Origin of the sequence: Brucella sp. HL-2 (assembly GCF_025846885.2) — a bacterium.
Taxonomy (GTDB): domain Bacteria; phylum Pseudomonadota; class Alphaproteobacteria; order Rhizobiales; family Rhizobiaceae; genus Brucella; species Brucella quorumnocens.
In genome coordinates this window covers 22,859-38,583 of sequence record NZ_JAOYTK010000021.1, presented here as the reverse complement: position 1 = coordinate 38,583, position 15,725 = coordinate 22,859, and the positions used below count along the sequence as shown (strand labels likewise).

Below are 15,725 nucleotides of genomic sequence, written 5' to 3'. Positions count from 1 at the left end.
TCTCGCTTTCAGGCTTTTCATCCGCAAAAGGTTGACGCTTTCGCCAATACGTGGTGAAGGTCGCCATTAAATATCGACTCTCCTTATTGCATCACCTTCGTACGAGTAAATACGCTCATGGCAGCCGAACGTTATAATCCGCGCGTGGCGGAAGCACATTGGCAGAAAATCTGGGAAGAAAACCAGACTTTCGAGACAGACAACAGCGACAGCCGCGAAAAATATTACGTGCTCGAGATGTTCCCCTATCCATCGGGGCGCATTCACATGGGCCATGTGCGCAACTATGCGATGGGTGACGTGGTCGCTCGCTACAAGCGCGCCAAGGGCTTCAACGTGCTTCATCCAATGGGATGGGACGCCTTTGGTATGCCTGCGGAAAACGCGGCGATGCAAAACAACGTGCATCCTAAAGAATGGACCTATCAGAACATCGCCACGATGAAGCGTCAGCTGAAATCGATGGGTCTGTCGCTCGACTGGTCGCGCGAGTTTGCGACCTGCGATGTTGAATATTATCAGCGCCAGCAGATGCTGTTCATCGATCTGTTTGAAAAAGGTCTGGTGACGCGCAAGACCTCCAAGGTTAACTGGGACCCGGTCGACAACACCGTGCTTGCCAATGAGCAGGTTGTGGATGGTCGCGGCTGGCGTTCGGGTGCGCTGGTCGAACAGCGCGAACTGACGCAATGGTTCTTCAAGATCACCGATTTCAGCGAGGAATTGCTGGCCGGTCTCGACACGCTTGACCAATGGCCGGAAAAAGTTCGCGTCATGCAGAAGAACTGGATCGGCAAGTCGGAAGGCTTGCAGGTTCGCTTCGCGCTCGACGGCAAGACCGCGCCACAAGATTTTTCGGAAGTGGAAGTCTACACGACTCGTCCAGATACGCTGTTTGGCGCATCTTTTGTGGCGATCGCCGCTGATCATCCGCTGGCTAAGAAGCTTGCCGAAACCAATGCCGATCTGTCTGAGTTTGCAGATGAATGCCGCCGCACCGGAACCTCCGTTGCAGCGCTTGAAACGGCTGAGAAAAAAGGTTTCGACACAGGCGTCAAGGTTAAGCATCCGTTCGATGAGAACTGGGAACTGCCGGTTTATGTCGCAAACTTCGTGTTGATGGAATATGGCACTGGCGCGATTTTCGGTTGCCCTGCTCATGATCAGCGCGATCTGGATTTCGCCAACAAATATGGTTTGAAGGTAACGCCGGTCGTTCTGCCAAAGGACGAGGATGCGGCGAATTTTGTGATCGGCGAGACAGCCTATACCGATGATGGCGTGATGGTAAACTCACGCTTCCTCGATGGCATGACGCCGGAAGCAGCTTTCAACGATGTCGCGAATCGTCTTGAAAAGACCGATCTTGACGGTCGTGCGCAGGCCCAACGCAAAGTGCAGTTCCGTCTGCGCGACTGGGGTATTTCGCGTCAGCGCTATTGGGGTTGCCCAATCCCGATGATCCATTGCGAAAGCTGTGGCGTCAATCCGGTGCCGCGTGCTGATTTGCCGGTCAAGTTGCCGGATGATGTCGAGTTTGACCGTCCGGGAAATCCGCTTGATCGTCATGCCACATGGCGTCATGTGAACTGCCCGAAATGCGGTGGCGAAGCGCGTCGCGAAACCGACACGATGGATACATTTGTCGATTCGTCCTGGTACTATGCACGCTTTACCGCCCCGTGGGAAAACGAGCCTACAAACCGCGCGATTGCCGATCACTGGTTGCCGGTTGATCAGTATATTGGCGGCGTAGAACACGCGATCCTGCATCTGCTTTACTCGCGCTTCTTCACCCGTGCCATGAAAGTGGCTGGTCATGTCGGCATTGATGAGCCGTTCAAGGGCCTGTTCACGCAAGGCATGGTGGTGCACGAGACCTATAAGTCTGATGGCCAGTGGGTGGCACCTGCCGATATTCGCATTGAAGACATTGATGGCAAGCGCACCGCTACCATGCTTGATAGCGGTGCTCCGGTTGACATTGGCTCAATTGAGAAGATGTCGAAGTCGAAGAAGAATGTGGTCGATCCCGATGACATTATTTCTTCTTACGGTGCTGACACTGCGCGCTGGTTCATGCTGTCTGACAGCCCGCCAGAGCGCGACGTTATCTGGACAGAAGCGGGCGCAGAAGGCGCGCATCGTTTCGTGCAGCGCGTCTGGCGTCTGGTATCGGAAGCGGCACCTGTTCTGAAAGATGTTGCGCCCAAGTCCGGCATCGACGGTGATGCTCTCGCTATTTCCAAAGCTGCTCACAAAGCAGTTCAGGCTGTCGGTGACGATATTGAAAAGCTCGCTTTCAATCGTGCGGTTGCGCGTCTTTATGAATTGGTGAATGCGCTTGCAGCATCGTTGCAACTGGCTGCCTCGGGCAAGGCTGACGATCAGTTGAAGGGAGCTCTGCGTGAGGCCACCGAAATGCTGGTTCTGATGGTTGCACCGATGATGCCGCATCTGGCTGAACAGTGCCTGACTGAACTCGGCGGCAAGATCACCGGCAAGGACACGCTCGCTGCAACAGCAGCATGGCCATCGTTCGATGCCGCGATGATCGTGGAAAACGAGATCGTTTTGCCGGTACAGATCAACGGCAAGAAGCGTGGGGATTTGACAATCGCCCGCGACGCTGATCAAGCTACAATCCAGCAGGCGGTGCTCGAACTTGACTTTGTCAAGGCTGCGCTCGATGGGGGCTCGCCGAAGAAGATCATCGTGGTGCCGCAAAGGATCGTCAATGTCGTTGCCTGATCGCCTCATTTCCACATTCAAGGCTTTCCGCGTCGCAATCGCTGCTCTAGGGGCAGCGGTTCTGATCGCAGGCTGCACCGTGCAACCGCTTTATTCGTCGGGTGGTACCGGCGGCACAATCGGTGGCAGCGTCACGCCGGATATGCGCAGCAAGCTTGCGTCGATTTCAATCGACCCGGCAGGCAATGTGTTTCAGCAGCAGGTTCGTAACCGCCTGATCTTTTTGCTCAGCGGTGGGGCAGGTGAGCCTGCCGCTCCGAACTATCGCCTCAGCCTGGGCTTAAGCAGCAACACGCTGAACGCGGTGAGTGTGGATATTGGCGATCAGACTGACCGTACCGGTCGTCCATCGGCTGGTATCGTCAAAGCGACATCCAATTATGTATTGCGTGACAAGGACGGCAAGCCTCTTGTCTCGGGCACACGCACAGCGGGATCGTCATTCGATCGTCCACGTCAAGAATTTGCTAACCTGCGCGCACAACGCGATGCGACCAAGCGTGCAGCGGAAGAACTGGCAGAGCAGATATTCCTCTCACTTGCGATGCAGATGTCGAAGCTCTGAGCGGGTTAGATTTTGTGAGTTTTAAAAGGCGGCGCAATTTGTGCCGCCTTTTGTTTATGGAGCAGAGAAAACATGCGTCTCGTTTCGTTCTCGGCAAAAGGCTATCGGTCGCTTAGATCAGTCCGGTTTGAGCTTGGACAGGTTACGGTCTTTGTCGGTGAGAATGGTGCGGGAAAGTCCAATCTTTATCGCGCGCTTCAATTGGTGAAGGCAGCGGCTGAAGGTACATTCTCGAATGAGATTGTTCGTGAAGGCGGCATGCAATCGGCCGTGTGGGGTGGAATTCGACGCAAGCATGAGCAGGCTCGAATCATTCTGGAAGCGGAGTTTGAAGACGAACGACTTGCATCGCGTCTGTCTTATCGGGTTGAGGCGGGATTGCCGCCGCCGGTATCGGGTGCTTTTCCGTTTGAGCCGCAGATAAAGGAAGAGCAGCTCAATCTCGACACCGGACGCCGCCCCGTTGATCTGATGGATCGAAAAGGACCTGCCGTCTTTGCACGAGATGGAGAAGGGCGGCGGATGGAACATCCGGCACGGCTCCTTACTTCCGAAAGTGGCCTCGCAGTCCTCGGGCAGTCGGGTCACTATCCCGAAATTGGCGATTTATCTGCTCAATTGCGGGGCTGGCGCTTTTATCATGGTTTCAGAAGTGATCGTGATGCGCCGGTGCGGCAGCCATCCATTGCTGCAACTGCTGCGATGCTGGACGAGGACGGTAGCAATCTCGCATCGGTGTTTGCGACACTCGCCCATATTCGTCAGGATACAGTCGATCTTGACCGTCTGATTGCCGATGCCTTGGAAGGCGCAAAGCTTATCATTCCGTTTCCGGAAGAAACAGCAACATTCGGTCTGAATTTTCCAGCTTTCCCACCACGTGTGTTCAGACCCGGTGAATTATCGGATGGGCAGATCAGATTACTGGCCCTGGCAGGTGCGCTTTTATCTTATCGTTTGCCGCCGCTGATTGCATTGAACGAACCAGAAGCAAGTCTGCACCCGGATATGATTCCTTCGCTTGCGAAGATGATCGCGCGAGCCTCGGAGCGCAGTCAGATATGGGTGGTGACGCATTCGGCTCGGCTTGCGGATGCAATTACGGAGCATTGTGGCAGCAGGCCCATCCGTGTTGCCAAGAACGATGGCGAGACGATATTGGGATAAACAAAAACGGCGGATCATTGATCCGCCGTTTTGCTTGATTAAGTGATCTGCCTTAAGCGATCTTCTGGCCAGTCTTCGCCCAGTCGGCGAGGAAGGTTTCGAGGCCCTTGTCGGTCAGCGGATGCTTGACGAGTGCCTTGAGCGTTGCCGGAGGTGCAGTAACAACATCGGCACCGATGAGAGCAGCTTCCTTGACGTGGTTTACGGTGCGAACCGAAGCGGCAAGGATTTCGGTGCGGAAATCGTAATTGTCGAAGATGGTACGGATTTCGGCAATCAGTTCCATGCCGTTGACGCCCATGTCATCGATACGACCGATGAATGGCGAAACGAAGGTCGCGCCGGCCTTGGCAGCGAGCAGAGCCTGATTGGCTGAGAAGCAGAGCGTCACGTTGGTCTTGTGACCGTCCGAGGTCAGAGCCTTACATGCCTTGAGGCCATCAAGGGTCAGTGGAAGCTTAATGCAGATATTGTCTGCGATCTTGGCAATGACTGCCGCTTCCTTCATGATCTGCTCATACTCTGTTCCAGCAACTTCAGCCGAAACCGGGCCCTTGACGAAGGAGCAGATTTCTTTGGTTACTTCAAGAATATCGCGGCCCGATTTCAGGATGAGGGATGGGTTAGTGGTTACGCCATCGACCAGACCCAGGTCGTTGAGTTCGCGGATTTCCTTGACGTCCGCAGTGTCGACGAAAAACTTCATAACAGCGTTCCTCCATAGTGAGCGCGGGTGTTGAGGGAAACTAAATCCATTTAATTCCCGGAAGGTGGCTTTTCTTTAGCGCAAAGCCACGCCAAGGTCACGCAATCATGTCGAAAGATTCGCACGATATTTTGGGCCTCTTTGCGGAACCCACTCCGAGTGTGGTGCCGGTGCTTGTACCCATGCCCGCTGAGCGGCCTTATTCTTATATGGTGCCGGAGGGAATGCGTGTCCAGCCCGGCTCGATCGTGCGCGTCCCGTTGGGACCGCGTGAGGTTGCAGGAATCGTTTGCGATGGCGTGACCGATGCGGTGGATGCCAAAAAGCTCCGCGCAATCTCACAGGTTTTTGATTGTCCGCCCGTGGACAGCGAAATGCTTCGCTTTATGCGCTGGGCTGCTGACTACACGCTTTCACCACCCGGAATGGTGGCGCGCATGGTGCTGCGGGCCCCTGCGGCCTTTGATCCAGAACCCGCTGTTCCGGGTCTTCGCTACAATGGCGGCGAGCCAGAGCGTATGACTGATGCTCGCGCCCGCGTCATGGAATTGGCGCGCGATGGACTCGCCTGGACACGCTCAGGCCTTGCCCATGCAGCAGGTGTCTCGCTGACTGTTGTCGATGGCCTGAAAACGCAGGGCGTGTTTGAAGAAGTGATGTTGCCTCCGCCTGCGGTGGTGGCAACACCTGACACTGATTATGCGCGAGCAGCGCTTTCAGAAGACCAGCAGGCTGCCGCTGAAATGCTGGCCGAATCGGTTGTGGCAAAGTGCTTTTCGGTTTCGCTTCTTGATGGCGTGACGGGCTCGGGCAAAACGGAGGTTTACTTCGAGGCGGTAGCCAAAGCGCTCGATCAGGGCAAACAGGTAATGATTCTCTTGCCTGAAATCGCACTCACACAGCAGTTTCTCGACCGTTTTCATGATCGATTTGGTGCAAAGCCCGCTGAATGGCATTCCGATCTTGCACCGCGCACGCGCGAGCGTGTCTGGCGACAAGTGGCCGAAGGCACGGTGCGTGTTGTGGCGGGAGCACGTTCTGCGCTGTTTTTGCCGTTCAAAGAGCTTGGGCTGATCGTTGTCGATGAAGAGCACGATCCGGCTTACAAGCAGGAAGATCGCGTTTTCTATAATGCGCGCGATATGGCGGTGGTGCGCGGACATATCGGTAATTTTCCGGTCATATTGGCATCGGCTACGCCTTCGATCGAGAGCCAGGTGAATGCCGATCAGGGCCGTTACAAGCGAATCAAGCTTTATGGGCGATATGCGGAAGCGGCATTGCCGACGCTCAAGACCATCGATATGCGGCGCTCGCCGCCGCCGCCAGGACGATTTCTTTCACCGGCACTCACAGAAGCTGTGGGAAAGACGGTGGAGCGTGGCGAGCAGGCGCTGCTGTTCCTCAACCGCCGTGGCTATGCGCCGCTAACGCTTTGCAGGGTGTGCGGACATCGCTTCCAGTGTCCGCAATGCTCAAGCTGGCTGGTCGAACATCGTTTTCGCGGTCAGCTCATGTGTCACCAGTGCGGCTATCATGAGCCAGTGCCGGAAGCGTGTCCTGAATGCGGTACGCTTGATCATCTGGTTGCTTGTGGCCCTGGCGTCGAACGTATTGCAGAAGAAGTGGCCGCAACCTTTCCTGATGCACGAATCATAGTGCTTTCGTCTGATATGGCTGGTGGTGTAAAGCGTTTGCGGCTTGAACTTGATGCCATTGCTAAAGGCGAGGCCGATATCGTGATTGGCACGCAGCTTGTGGCCAAGGGGCATAACTTCCCCAACATGACACTGGTGGGCGTGGTGGATGCCGATCTCGGGCTTGCGAATGGTGATCCGCGTGCTGCTGAGCGCACGTTCCAGTTGCTCAATCAGGTCACGGGCCGCGCTGGGCGTACAGGTCGCAAGAGCTTGGGTCTTCTTCAAACCTATCAGCCGGATCATCCCGTGATGCGCGCCATCGTTAGTGGCGATTCGGAAGCATTCTACGCCCGCGAAATCGAAGAGCGGGAACGCAGTGTTTTGCCGCCCTTCGGTCGTCTCGCCGCGCTTATCATTTCGGCCGATAATCGACCCGATGCCGAGAATCACGCACGTGCACTGCGCCGTGCAGCGCCAGCGTCGACTGAGATTTCAGTGCTTGGACCTGCGGAAGCACCACTCGCCCTTGTGCGTGGCCGGCACCGGTTCCGCATCCTCGTGCACGGAACAAAAAGAGCAGATATTCAAGGGTTTATACGCGCATTGCTCGCCGCCGCTCCCAAGGAACGCGGTTCTATCAGAGTGCAGGTGGATATCGATCCGCAGAGCTTCCTTTAGTTCTGTATCCTACAAAAACGGAGGTCAGAAAAAAGGGTTTGCATCTCTAGTGACTAGAGGATGTAGCCTTTATCTCGCGCGCTTTTTAAGGTTTTGAAAAATGATGAGATATGACCGAACTTCGCAACAGCAACGCGGGAGAAACGGGAGTCGCTTTTGGATTATCTCCCTGATTGGATTAATGATCTGGTCGCTTGCGATCTGGCTTTCCTATTCTTTTTCTGATGCTGTAATCGCCTGGATTGAAAGCAATGGGCCTGCTCTGACCTCCATTGAAACAACGGTGGTCGGTAATGAGGCGAGTGCCTTGATCGGTATTTTCAAGCTTGATCAACTGGCTGGTTCTGGTGTCGCTATTCTGCGTGGTTTGCTTGCACCGGCGCTTTGGATCATATGGGTGATTGGCGCGGCGATTATTCTCTTCATTCCGTTAATAGCAGGGCGCATCGCCAAATTACGCAGCTCCAATAAGCACTGAACGTCTGCGGTTCGGTCTGACTGCTGTGTCGTTGCCGGTTAATATACTGCGTAGTGATCGACCTGATCGGTTTTCGGTCGCGCAAAACTGGGTTATAGCCAAGCAGTTCAGATTGAGGGTGAAACGCAATGGAATTTTATCTTCCCGCCACAACCGGCGAATGGCTCGCATGGAGTGCGGCGGTTGTAACCGCTTTTGCTGGCATCGTTATGCTTTTCGCACCGGGCATCACCATGAAACTGATGCGGCTTCAACCGATCAATGCGCGCCCGGAAGCTTATAGCTCCATTCGTGCCGTGCTGGCTGGTCCTTATCTGGGGATAGGGCTTGGCTGCCTCATTTTTGCACAGCCATTTTTGTGGGTCGTTCTTGGCGCTGCGTGGGGATTTGCGCTGTTCGGACGTTTCATTTCGATGATGTCGGATAAGGGGGCAACTTTCTATAATGTTGTCGCTGCCGTTATCGAGTTTGCGCTGGCTGCCGGACCTTTGCTTTATGCTTTTGGCTTTATCCGCTGAAGTCGGATTGATGCGCTAAAGAGCACCTTGCTGTATTAGTGGGCTTGGTTAGTACTTTTCTAACCTAAAATTGCGGCAAAACTTACGCAAAAGTGCGGGATTCGCGTGTTGCGAGTCTGGTTCGTCTATGCTAGACGGCAATCACATTTCGGTGTTGTCGCGCTCGCGCGTCAGGGGTTACCCGGAAACATTCAATAAAATCATCTGCTTGGCCTTTCGGTCCTGCCGAATTCCCAAAAAGATGGTTTCAACGTAGAGAGCAGGTTTTTCGTGGCAGAAACGTCTTCGCTCATTTCAGGTGTCGCACAGCGCTACGCCGGATCGTTGTTTGAGCTTGCGCTCGACGCTAAATCCGTTGCTGCTGTGGAAAAAGATCTTGGTCGTTTCGAGGCGCTTCTGAGCGGAAGCGAAGACCTGAAGCGCCTGATTTCCAGCCCGGTCTTCTCTGCTGAAGACCAGCTTCACGCTATTAGCGCGATTGCTGACAAGGCTGGCATCAAGGGTCTGGTCGGCAATTTTCTGCGCGTCGTCGCGCAAAACCGTCGCCTTTTTGTGCTGCCGGGCATTATTGCCGCTTTCCGTGAGATTGCAGCTGAACATCGTGGTGAGATTTCCGCTGATGTTATTTCTGCGCACGCATTGACTGCCGCGCAGCAGAACGAATTGAAGGCAACGCTGAAGGGCGTCGCCGGCAAGGACGTGACGATCAATGTCACCGTCGATCCGTCGATCCTCGGCGGTCTTATCGTCAAAATGGGTTCGCGTCAGATCGACACGTCCCTTCGCACTAAACTTTCTTCTCTCAAGCTTGCACTGAAAGAGGTCGGCTGATGGACATCCGCGCCGCGGAAATTTCCGCTATCCTGAAAGAGCAAATCAAGAACTTCGGCAAGGAGGCTGAGGTCTCCGAAGTCGGTCAGGTTCTGTCCGTCGGCGACGGTATCGCCCGCGTTTACGGTCTGGACAATGTTCAGGCTGGCGAAATGGTCGAATTCCCTGGTGGTATTCGCGGCATGGCGCTTAACCTTGAAACCGACAATGTCGGTGTGGTTATTTTTGGTGCTGACCGTGACATCAAGGAAGGCGACGTCGTCAAGCGTACCGGCGCGATCGTCGACGTTCCAGTCGGTCCAGGCCTGCTCGGCCGTGTTGTCGATGCTCTCGGCAACCCAATCGACGGCAAAGGCCCTATCGTTGCTACTGAACGTCGCCGCGTCGACGTCAAGGCACCGGGCATCATTCCGCGTAAGTCGGTTCACGAGCCAATGTCGACCGGCCTCAAGGCTGTTGACGCTCTGATCCCGGTTGGTCGTGGTCAGCGCGAGCTGGTCATCGGTGACCGTCAGACCGGCAAGACCGCGATCATTCTCGATACCTTCCTTAATCAGAAGCCAATCCACGACAACGGCCCAGACAAAGAAAAGCTTTATTGCGTCTATGTCGCTATCGGCCAGAAGCGTTCGACAGTTGCCCAGTTCGTTAAGGTCCTCGAAGAACGCGGCGCTCTCGAATATTCCGTCGTGATCGCAGCTACTGCTTCTGATCCGGCTCCGATGCAGTACCTTGCGCCATTTGCAGGCTGCGCGATCGGTGAATATTTCCGTGACAATGGCCAGCACGCTCTGATCGGCTATGACGATCTTTCCAAGCAGGCTGTTGCTTACCGTCAGATGTCGCTTCTGCTTCGTCGTCCTCCGGGCCGTGAAGCTTACCCAGGCGACGTTTTCTATCTGCATTCGCGTCTTCTTGAACGCGCTGCAAAGCTCAACGACGAAAACGGTGCTGGCTCGCTGACGGCTCTGCCGGTCATCGAAACGCAGGGCAACGACGTTTCCGCGTTCATTCCGACCAACGTGATCTCGATCACCGACGGCCAGATCTTCCTCGAAACCAACCTGTTCTATCAGGGTATCCGTCCGGCTGTTAACGTCGGTCTGTCGGTTTCCCGCGTTGGTTCGTCGGCTCAGATCAAGGCCATGAAGCAGGTTGCAGGCTCGATTAAGGGTGAACTCGCCCAGTATCGTGAAATGGCAGCATTTGCTCAGTTCGGCTCGGATCTTGATGCTTCGACGCAGCGTCTGCTTAACCGCGGTGCTCGCCTGACCGAACTTCTCAAGCAGCCACAGTTCTCGCCGCTCAAGACGGAAGAACAGGTTGCCGTGATTTACGCTGGCGTGAATGGCTATCTTGATAAGATCGCCGTCAACCAGGTTGGCAAGTTCGAAGCAGGTCTTCTTTCTTCGCTGCGCACCGAGCACAAGGATGTGCTGGATGCGATCCGCGATGAAAAGGCACTCACCGACAACATCAAAGCAAAGCTCAAGGCAGCGGTCGACGCGTTCGCCAAGTCTTTTGCTTGAATTTTGTGACGGGATGAACGGATGCCTTCACTAAAGGATCTGAGAAACCGTATCGCCTCGGTCAAGGCGACGCAGAAAATCACCAAGGCGATGCAGATGGTCGCCGCGGCGAAGCTGCGCCGTGCCCAGGAAGCTGCGGAGGCTGCACGGCCTTACTCGCAGCGCATGGGTGCCGTCCTCGCTAATATCGCGCAAAACGTGAGCGGCGAAGACGCACCGGCATTGATGGCTGGTACGGGCAAGGACGACGTGCATTTGCTCGTCGTCGCGACTGCAGAACGTGGCCTTTGCGGCGGTTTCAACAGCCAGATTGCGCGTCTTGCGCGTGATCATGCTCGTAAGCTCCTCGCTGAAGGCAAGACGGTCAAGATTCTCACCGTTGGCAAAAAGGGCGCAGACATTCTGCGTCGTGAATTTGCCTCGCTGATCATCGACCATGTCAATTTGCGTGAAGTCAAACAGCTTGCTTTCGTGCATGCCGACCAGATCGGCCACAAGGTGATTGAGCTGTTTGAACAGGGCGCATTTGATGTCTGCACGCTGTTCTATTCCGAGTTCAAGTCGGTAATCGCACAGATTCCGACCGCGCAGCAGCTCATTCCAGCTTCGGCTGGTGATGTTGCGCAGGCGGATACTGCAGGCGATGCGATTTATGAGTACGAACCTGATCCTGCGGCGATCCTGAGCACGCTGATCCCGCGCAATATTTCGGTCCAGATTTTCCGCGCTCTGCTGGAAAATGTGGCGGGCGAAATGGGCGCGAAGATGAGCGCAATGGACAATGCGACGCGTAATGCCGGTGACATGATCAACAAGTTGTCGATCACGTATAACCGTCAGCGTCAGGCTCAGATCACCAAGGAACTGATCGAAATCATTTCGGGCGCGGAAGCGCTTTAGAGTTAAGGTTCATCGCATGATCTTCCCCGAAAAGTCTGCAACTTTTCGGGATCATGCTAACGGAAGGTAAAGGATCGATGGCAAAAGCAGCGACCCCGAAAACTACCGCCGCGGCCGAAGCGAAGCCAGCAGCGGCCAAAGCTCCAGCCAAAAAGGCTCCAGCCAAGACTGCTCCAGCTAAGGCAGCTGCCGCTCCTAAGGCAGCTACGACCGGTGCAGTGGGCAAGATCACTCAGGTCATCGGCGCTGTTGTCGACGTACAGTTCGAAGAAGGTCAGCTCCCGCTGATCCTCAACGCTCTGGAAACCGACAACCTGGGCAGCCGTCTGGTTCTTGAAGTTGCACAGCATCTGGGCGAAAACACTGTTCGCACGATTGCTATGGACTCGACCGAAGGTCTGGTTCGCGGCCACGAAGTGCGCGACACGGGCAACCCGATCATGGTTCCGGTTGGCGAAGAAACGCTCGGCCGTATCATGAACGTTATCGGTGAGCCGGTTGACGAAGCTGGTCCGATCAAGACGACTGCACGTCGCGCGATTCACCAGGAAGCTCCTGAGTATATCGAACAGTCGACCGAAGCTGAAATCCTCGTAACGGGCATTAAGGTTGTTGACCTTCTCGCTCCTTACGCAAAGGGTGGTAAGATCGGTCTGTTCGGCGGCGCAGGCGTTGGCAAGACCGTTCTGATCATGGAACTGATCAACAACGTTGCTAAAGCGCACGGCGGTTACTCCGTATTCGCAGGCGTTGGTGAACGTACCCGTGAAGGTAACGACCTTTACCACGAAATGATCGAATCGGGCGTTAACAAGCTCGGTGGCGGTGAAGGCTCCAAGGCCGCACTCGTTTACGGTCAGATGAACGAGCCTCCGGGTGCGCGCGCTCGCGTTGCCCTGTCGGGCCTCACGGTCGCTGAAAACTTCCGTGACAAGGGCCAGGACGTTCTGTTCTTCGTGGACAACATCTTCCGCTTTACGCAGGCTGGTTCGGAACTCTCGGCACTTCTGGGCCGTATTCCTTCCGCAGTGGGTTATCAGCCAACGCTGGCAACCGACATGGGCCAGATGCAGGAACGCATCACCACGACGACCAAGGGTTCGATTACCTCGGTTCAGGCAATTTACGTTCCTGCCGACGATTTGACCGATCCTGCACCGGCAACGTCGTTCGCTCACTTGGATGCGACCACGACGCTTAACCGTTCGATCGCTGAAAAGGGTATTTACCCGGCTGTGGATCCACTTGAATCCACGTCGCGTATGCTCGATCCGATGATTGTTGGTGAAGAACACTACGCAGTTGCACGTCAGGTTCAGTCGATCCTTCAGCGCTACAAGTCGCTTCAGGACATCATCGCCATCCTCGGCATGGACGAACTGTCGGAAGAAGATAAGCTGACTGTTGCGCGCGCTCGTAAGATCGAACGCTTCCTGTCGCAGCCGTTCTTTGTTGCTGAAGTGTTCACCGGTTCGCCGGGTAAGCTGGTTGATCTCGCCGACACCATCAAGGGCTTCAAGGGCCTTTGCGCAGGTGAATACGATCATCTTCCAGAACCAGCCTTCTACATGGTTGGCTCGATTGAAGAAGCGATCGAAAAGGCGAAGAAGTTGGCTGCTGAAGCCGCGTAATGAATTGAGTTTTCGGCGGGCTTTCATGCCCGCCGCAAATGCCTGTTCATTTGTTTGAGCATGATCTTTTCCGAAAATCGGTTTCCACTTTCGGGATCAAGCTCTGGAAATTTAAGTGAGAACCATGGCTCAAGCTTTCCAATTCGAACTCGTGTCGCCTGAACGCCTTCTGCTATCCGCGCAGGTGACGGAAGTCGTCATTCCGGGCAGTGAAGGCTATTTGACGGCTCTTGCCGGACATTCGCCGTTGATGACGACGATCATGCCGGGTGTTGTTTCGGTTAAGCTGAGCGACGGCAAGTCCGATTCCTATGTGGTTTTTGGCGGCTTTGCCGACATTACCCCACAGGGCTGCACTGTTCTGGCCGAATCGGCAACACATGTCGACGATGTTGATCCCGCCGACATTCAGAAGCGTATCGAAATCGCTCGCAAGCATCTTGAAGATGCTTCGACGAACGAACATCGCACGAAGGCAGAGATTTTCCTGCATCAGCTGATGACACTGCAGGGAACCGTATTGCCGGCCTGAAAAGGTTAGGCTTCGGCTTCCTATACCAACAATTCTTTGAAAGCGGGCCTTGGCCCGCTTTCGTTTTTTCACGCTCTTACTGCCGGGGATTTTTCGGCCGAACCGGCACTATGCGTTGGTTGTACCATCACGCTTGCGTGAGTTTGGTATGATCGCTTGAAAACCGTGTGCTGGCCATTTATCTCATTAATTAATTGTTAGGTCCCTAATATAAGGCTTTCACGATGAGCAGAGCAGATCTCAGTGCGGAGATGATCGACGCAATGGCGAAGGTCAATCGCAGGCTTCGCACATTGTTTGATGCTCGCGTCAAGGAGCGAGGCCTTACGCTGGCGCGTGCGCGTACTCTGCTGACGCTGATCGAACAAGAAGGCCTTTACCAGAAGGAACTGGCAGAGGTGCTTGAGATCGAAAACGCCACCATGGTTCGTTTGATCGACGGCTTGGAGCGTCAGGCTTTTGTCGAGCGGCAAGCAGTGGAAGGTGATCGTCGCGCAAAGCGCATTATGATGACCGAACAAGGCAAACAGCTCGCTGAGGAAGTCGTCAAACTTGCTGGTGATGTTCGTGCTGATTTGCTTGAAGGCATTAGTGACGAAGATCTGAGCACAGCACTTCATGTGATGCGTAAAATGTCTGACTCCATGAACAAACCACTGTAGATCGGATCGCGGTTTCGTGAACCGTCGCCCTGCCTTCGATCCACATCTGCCATTTTTTTGACATCAGCGACCGCTTAATTTCATCTCATTAAAGTTCATGGCGGAGCGTTGGAGATGCGTTACTCGTCGCAGACTGTATTTGGTCTTCTGGCCATTCTTTCCATCGCTTCGGTTCAGACGATGGATATGGGGCATGGAACACGGCATTTGTATGCAAATGCGGTCAATGACATAGGCACTGACGATGGCCTTATTTTCGATACGAGATCAACGACGGCCGTTGGCGTTAATGCCCTAGCACAAGTGCGTAATTCGTTAAGCGCAGCCTGATCCATCGGCGCTTTATTGTACTGTTAATTCAAGTCCCAAGCCGTTTTGAATTTTGCTGGATGCGCGTTCGATCTTATGGTGCAAGCGTCCGCAGATAAGCCATCAATTCACTGGCCGTGTCGCTGGCGCGCTCCGGCTCACGAGATACGATAGCTTCGATCAGGGTGGCGTGGGCATTGGCAGAACCGGTTATGCCGGTCGAGGGGCGCAGTCTAAACCAGAATCTGCGGCTATGCGTTTGTAAAGGCGCTGCCAGACGTGCCGCGTAGGGATTGCTGGCTGCTGTGCCAAGCACGATATCGAATGCTTTATCCGCATCCAGAAATAGTGAAACATCTTCGGAAGGTATGGCCTGACGCATGGCGTCCGCGGCAGCCTTGAGTCGCTCGTAATCGCGCGCGCTGCCAAAACGCGCAGCATCACGCGCTAGTACCCGCTCGACACCTTCGCGCGCATCCAGAACCTTGGTGAAGTCCGTGGGATCAATTTGCGCGATAGCAATGCCAGAACGCGGACGCACCTCAACCAGTCCTTCCCAAGCCAAACGCTGGATCGCTTCGCGAATAGGGGTTCGGCCCATTCCGGTTAACTCGATCAAGGATCGTTCGTTGACGATAGCACCAGGTTCCAGCTCAAGCGTCACAATCGAGCGCTCCAGAACGCGATAGGCCTGTTCTGCGAGGCTCTCGCTGCCCCAGCTATCAATAAGAGTCGCGGTAGTTCTCGCTGTCTTGTTGTGGATGCTTGCATGTTCCATGCAGATCTAAGCCTTATAATGATAGCAATTGACAGGTTTGAACCTTACAG

Annotated in this window: 15 protein-coding genes; 13 read left to right on the top strand and 2 right to left on the bottom strand. The window is 54.7% G+C overall.

The window, feature by feature from the left end; all coding sequences use genetic code 11:
* The first annotated feature begins 117 nt into the window (after positions 1–117).
* The 3 genes from leuS (at position 118) to OIV19_RS18105 (ending at position 4,483) form a co-directional block, all read left to right on the top strand.
* Entirely contained in the window at positions 118–2,751 is a 2,634-nt protein-coding gene (leuS, locus tag OIV19_RS18115) for a leucine--tRNA ligase (RefSeq protein WP_095447403.1), read from the top strand.
* Entirely contained in the window at positions 2,738–3,316 is a 579-nt protein-coding gene (lptE, locus tag OIV19_RS18110; protein WP_264232636.1) for an LPS assembly lipoprotein LptE, read from the top strand. The genes leuS and lptE overlap by 14 nt, the downstream gene beginning before the upstream one ends.
* A gap of 72 nt (positions 3,317–3,388) precedes the next feature.
* Positions 3,389–4,483, top strand: coding sequence for an AAA family ATPase (locus tag OIV19_RS18105; protein ID WP_264232633.1), 1,095 nt, complete (start codon positions 3,389–3,391; stop codon positions 4,481–4,483).
* Positions 4,484–4,535: 52 nt separating this feature from the next.
* Here OIV19_RS18105 and fsa read toward each other — a convergent pair whose 3' ends face one another.
* Positions 4,536–5,189 (bottom strand): fructose-6-phosphate aldolase, encoded by a 654-nt coding sequence (gene fsa / locus OIV19_RS18100; protein ID WP_007876832.1) that lies wholly within the window; start codon positions 5,187–5,189, stop codon positions 4,536–4,538.
* A 107-nt stretch (positions 5,190–5,296) separates the two neighbouring features.
* Here fsa and OIV19_RS18095 point away from each other — a divergent pair, with 107 nt between their 5' ends.
* From OIV19_RS18095 to OIV19_RS18050, 10 genes are all read left to right on the top strand, one after another.
* Positions 5,297–7,507, top strand: a complete 2,211-nt coding sequence (locus OIV19_RS18095; protein WP_095447399.1) for a primosomal protein N' — start codon at positions 5,297–5,299, stop codon at positions 7,505–7,507.
* 181 nt (positions 7,508–7,688) lie between these two features.
* Positions 7,689–7,985, top strand: a complete 297-nt coding sequence (locus tag OIV19_RS18090; protein ID WP_264232631.1) for a hypothetical protein — start codon at positions 7,689–7,691, stop codon at positions 7,983–7,985.
* A gap of 128 nt (positions 7,986–8,113) precedes the next feature.
* Positions 8,114–8,503: an AGROH133_08824 family phage infection protein gene (locus OIV19_RS18085; protein WP_264232629.1), complete on the top strand. Its 390-nt coding sequence runs from the start codon at positions 8,114–8,116 to the stop codon at positions 8,501–8,503.
* A gap of 270 nt (positions 8,504–8,773) precedes the next feature.
* Entirely contained in the window at positions 8,774–9,334 is a 561-nt protein-coding gene (locus OIV19_RS18080; protein WP_095447396.1) for a F0F1 ATP synthase subunit delta, read from the top strand.
* Entirely contained in the window at positions 9,334–10,863 is a 1,530-nt protein-coding gene (gene atpA / locus OIV19_RS18075) for a F0F1 ATP synthase subunit alpha (RefSeq protein WP_024895799.1), read from the top strand. The genes OIV19_RS18080 and atpA overlap by 1 nt, the downstream gene beginning before the upstream one ends.
* 21 nt (positions 10,864–10,884) lie before the next feature.
* Positions 10,885–11,763, top strand: coding sequence for a F0F1 ATP synthase subunit gamma (locus OIV19_RS18070; RefSeq protein WP_095447395.1), 879 nt, complete (start codon positions 10,885–10,887; stop codon positions 11,761–11,763).
* A 77-nt stretch (positions 11,764–11,840) separates the two neighbouring features.
* On the top strand, positions 11,841–13,394 hold the full coding sequence (gene atpD / locus OIV19_RS18065) for a F0F1 ATP synthase subunit beta (protein ID WP_095447394.1): 1,554 nt from the start codon (positions 11,841–11,843) through the stop codon (positions 13,392–13,394).
* A gap of 124 nt (positions 13,395–13,518) precedes the next feature.
* Positions 13,519–13,926, top strand: a complete 408-nt coding sequence (locus OIV19_RS18060; protein WP_095447393.1) for a F0F1 ATP synthase subunit epsilon — start codon at positions 13,519–13,521, stop codon at positions 13,924–13,926.
* Positions 13,927–14,150: 224 nt separating this feature from the next.
* A complete protein-coding gene (locus OIV19_RS18055) occupies positions 14,151–14,588 on the top strand; it encodes a MarR family winged helix-turn-helix transcriptional regulator (RefSeq protein ID WP_095447392.1) in 438 nt (145 codons plus the stop codon).
* Between the two features lie 114 nt (positions 14,589–14,702).
* A complete protein-coding gene (locus OIV19_RS18050; protein WP_191793437.1) occupies positions 14,703–14,918 on the top strand; it encodes a hypothetical protein in 216 nt (71 codons plus the stop codon).
* Positions 14,919–14,991: 73 nt separating this feature from the next.
* Here OIV19_RS18050 and OIV19_RS18045 read toward each other — a convergent pair whose 3' ends face one another.
* Entirely contained in the window at positions 14,992–15,675 is a 684-nt protein-coding gene (locus tag OIV19_RS18045; protein ID WP_264232625.1) for a GntR family transcriptional regulator, read from the bottom strand.
* Between the last annotated feature and the right edge of the window lie 50 nt (positions 15,676–15,725).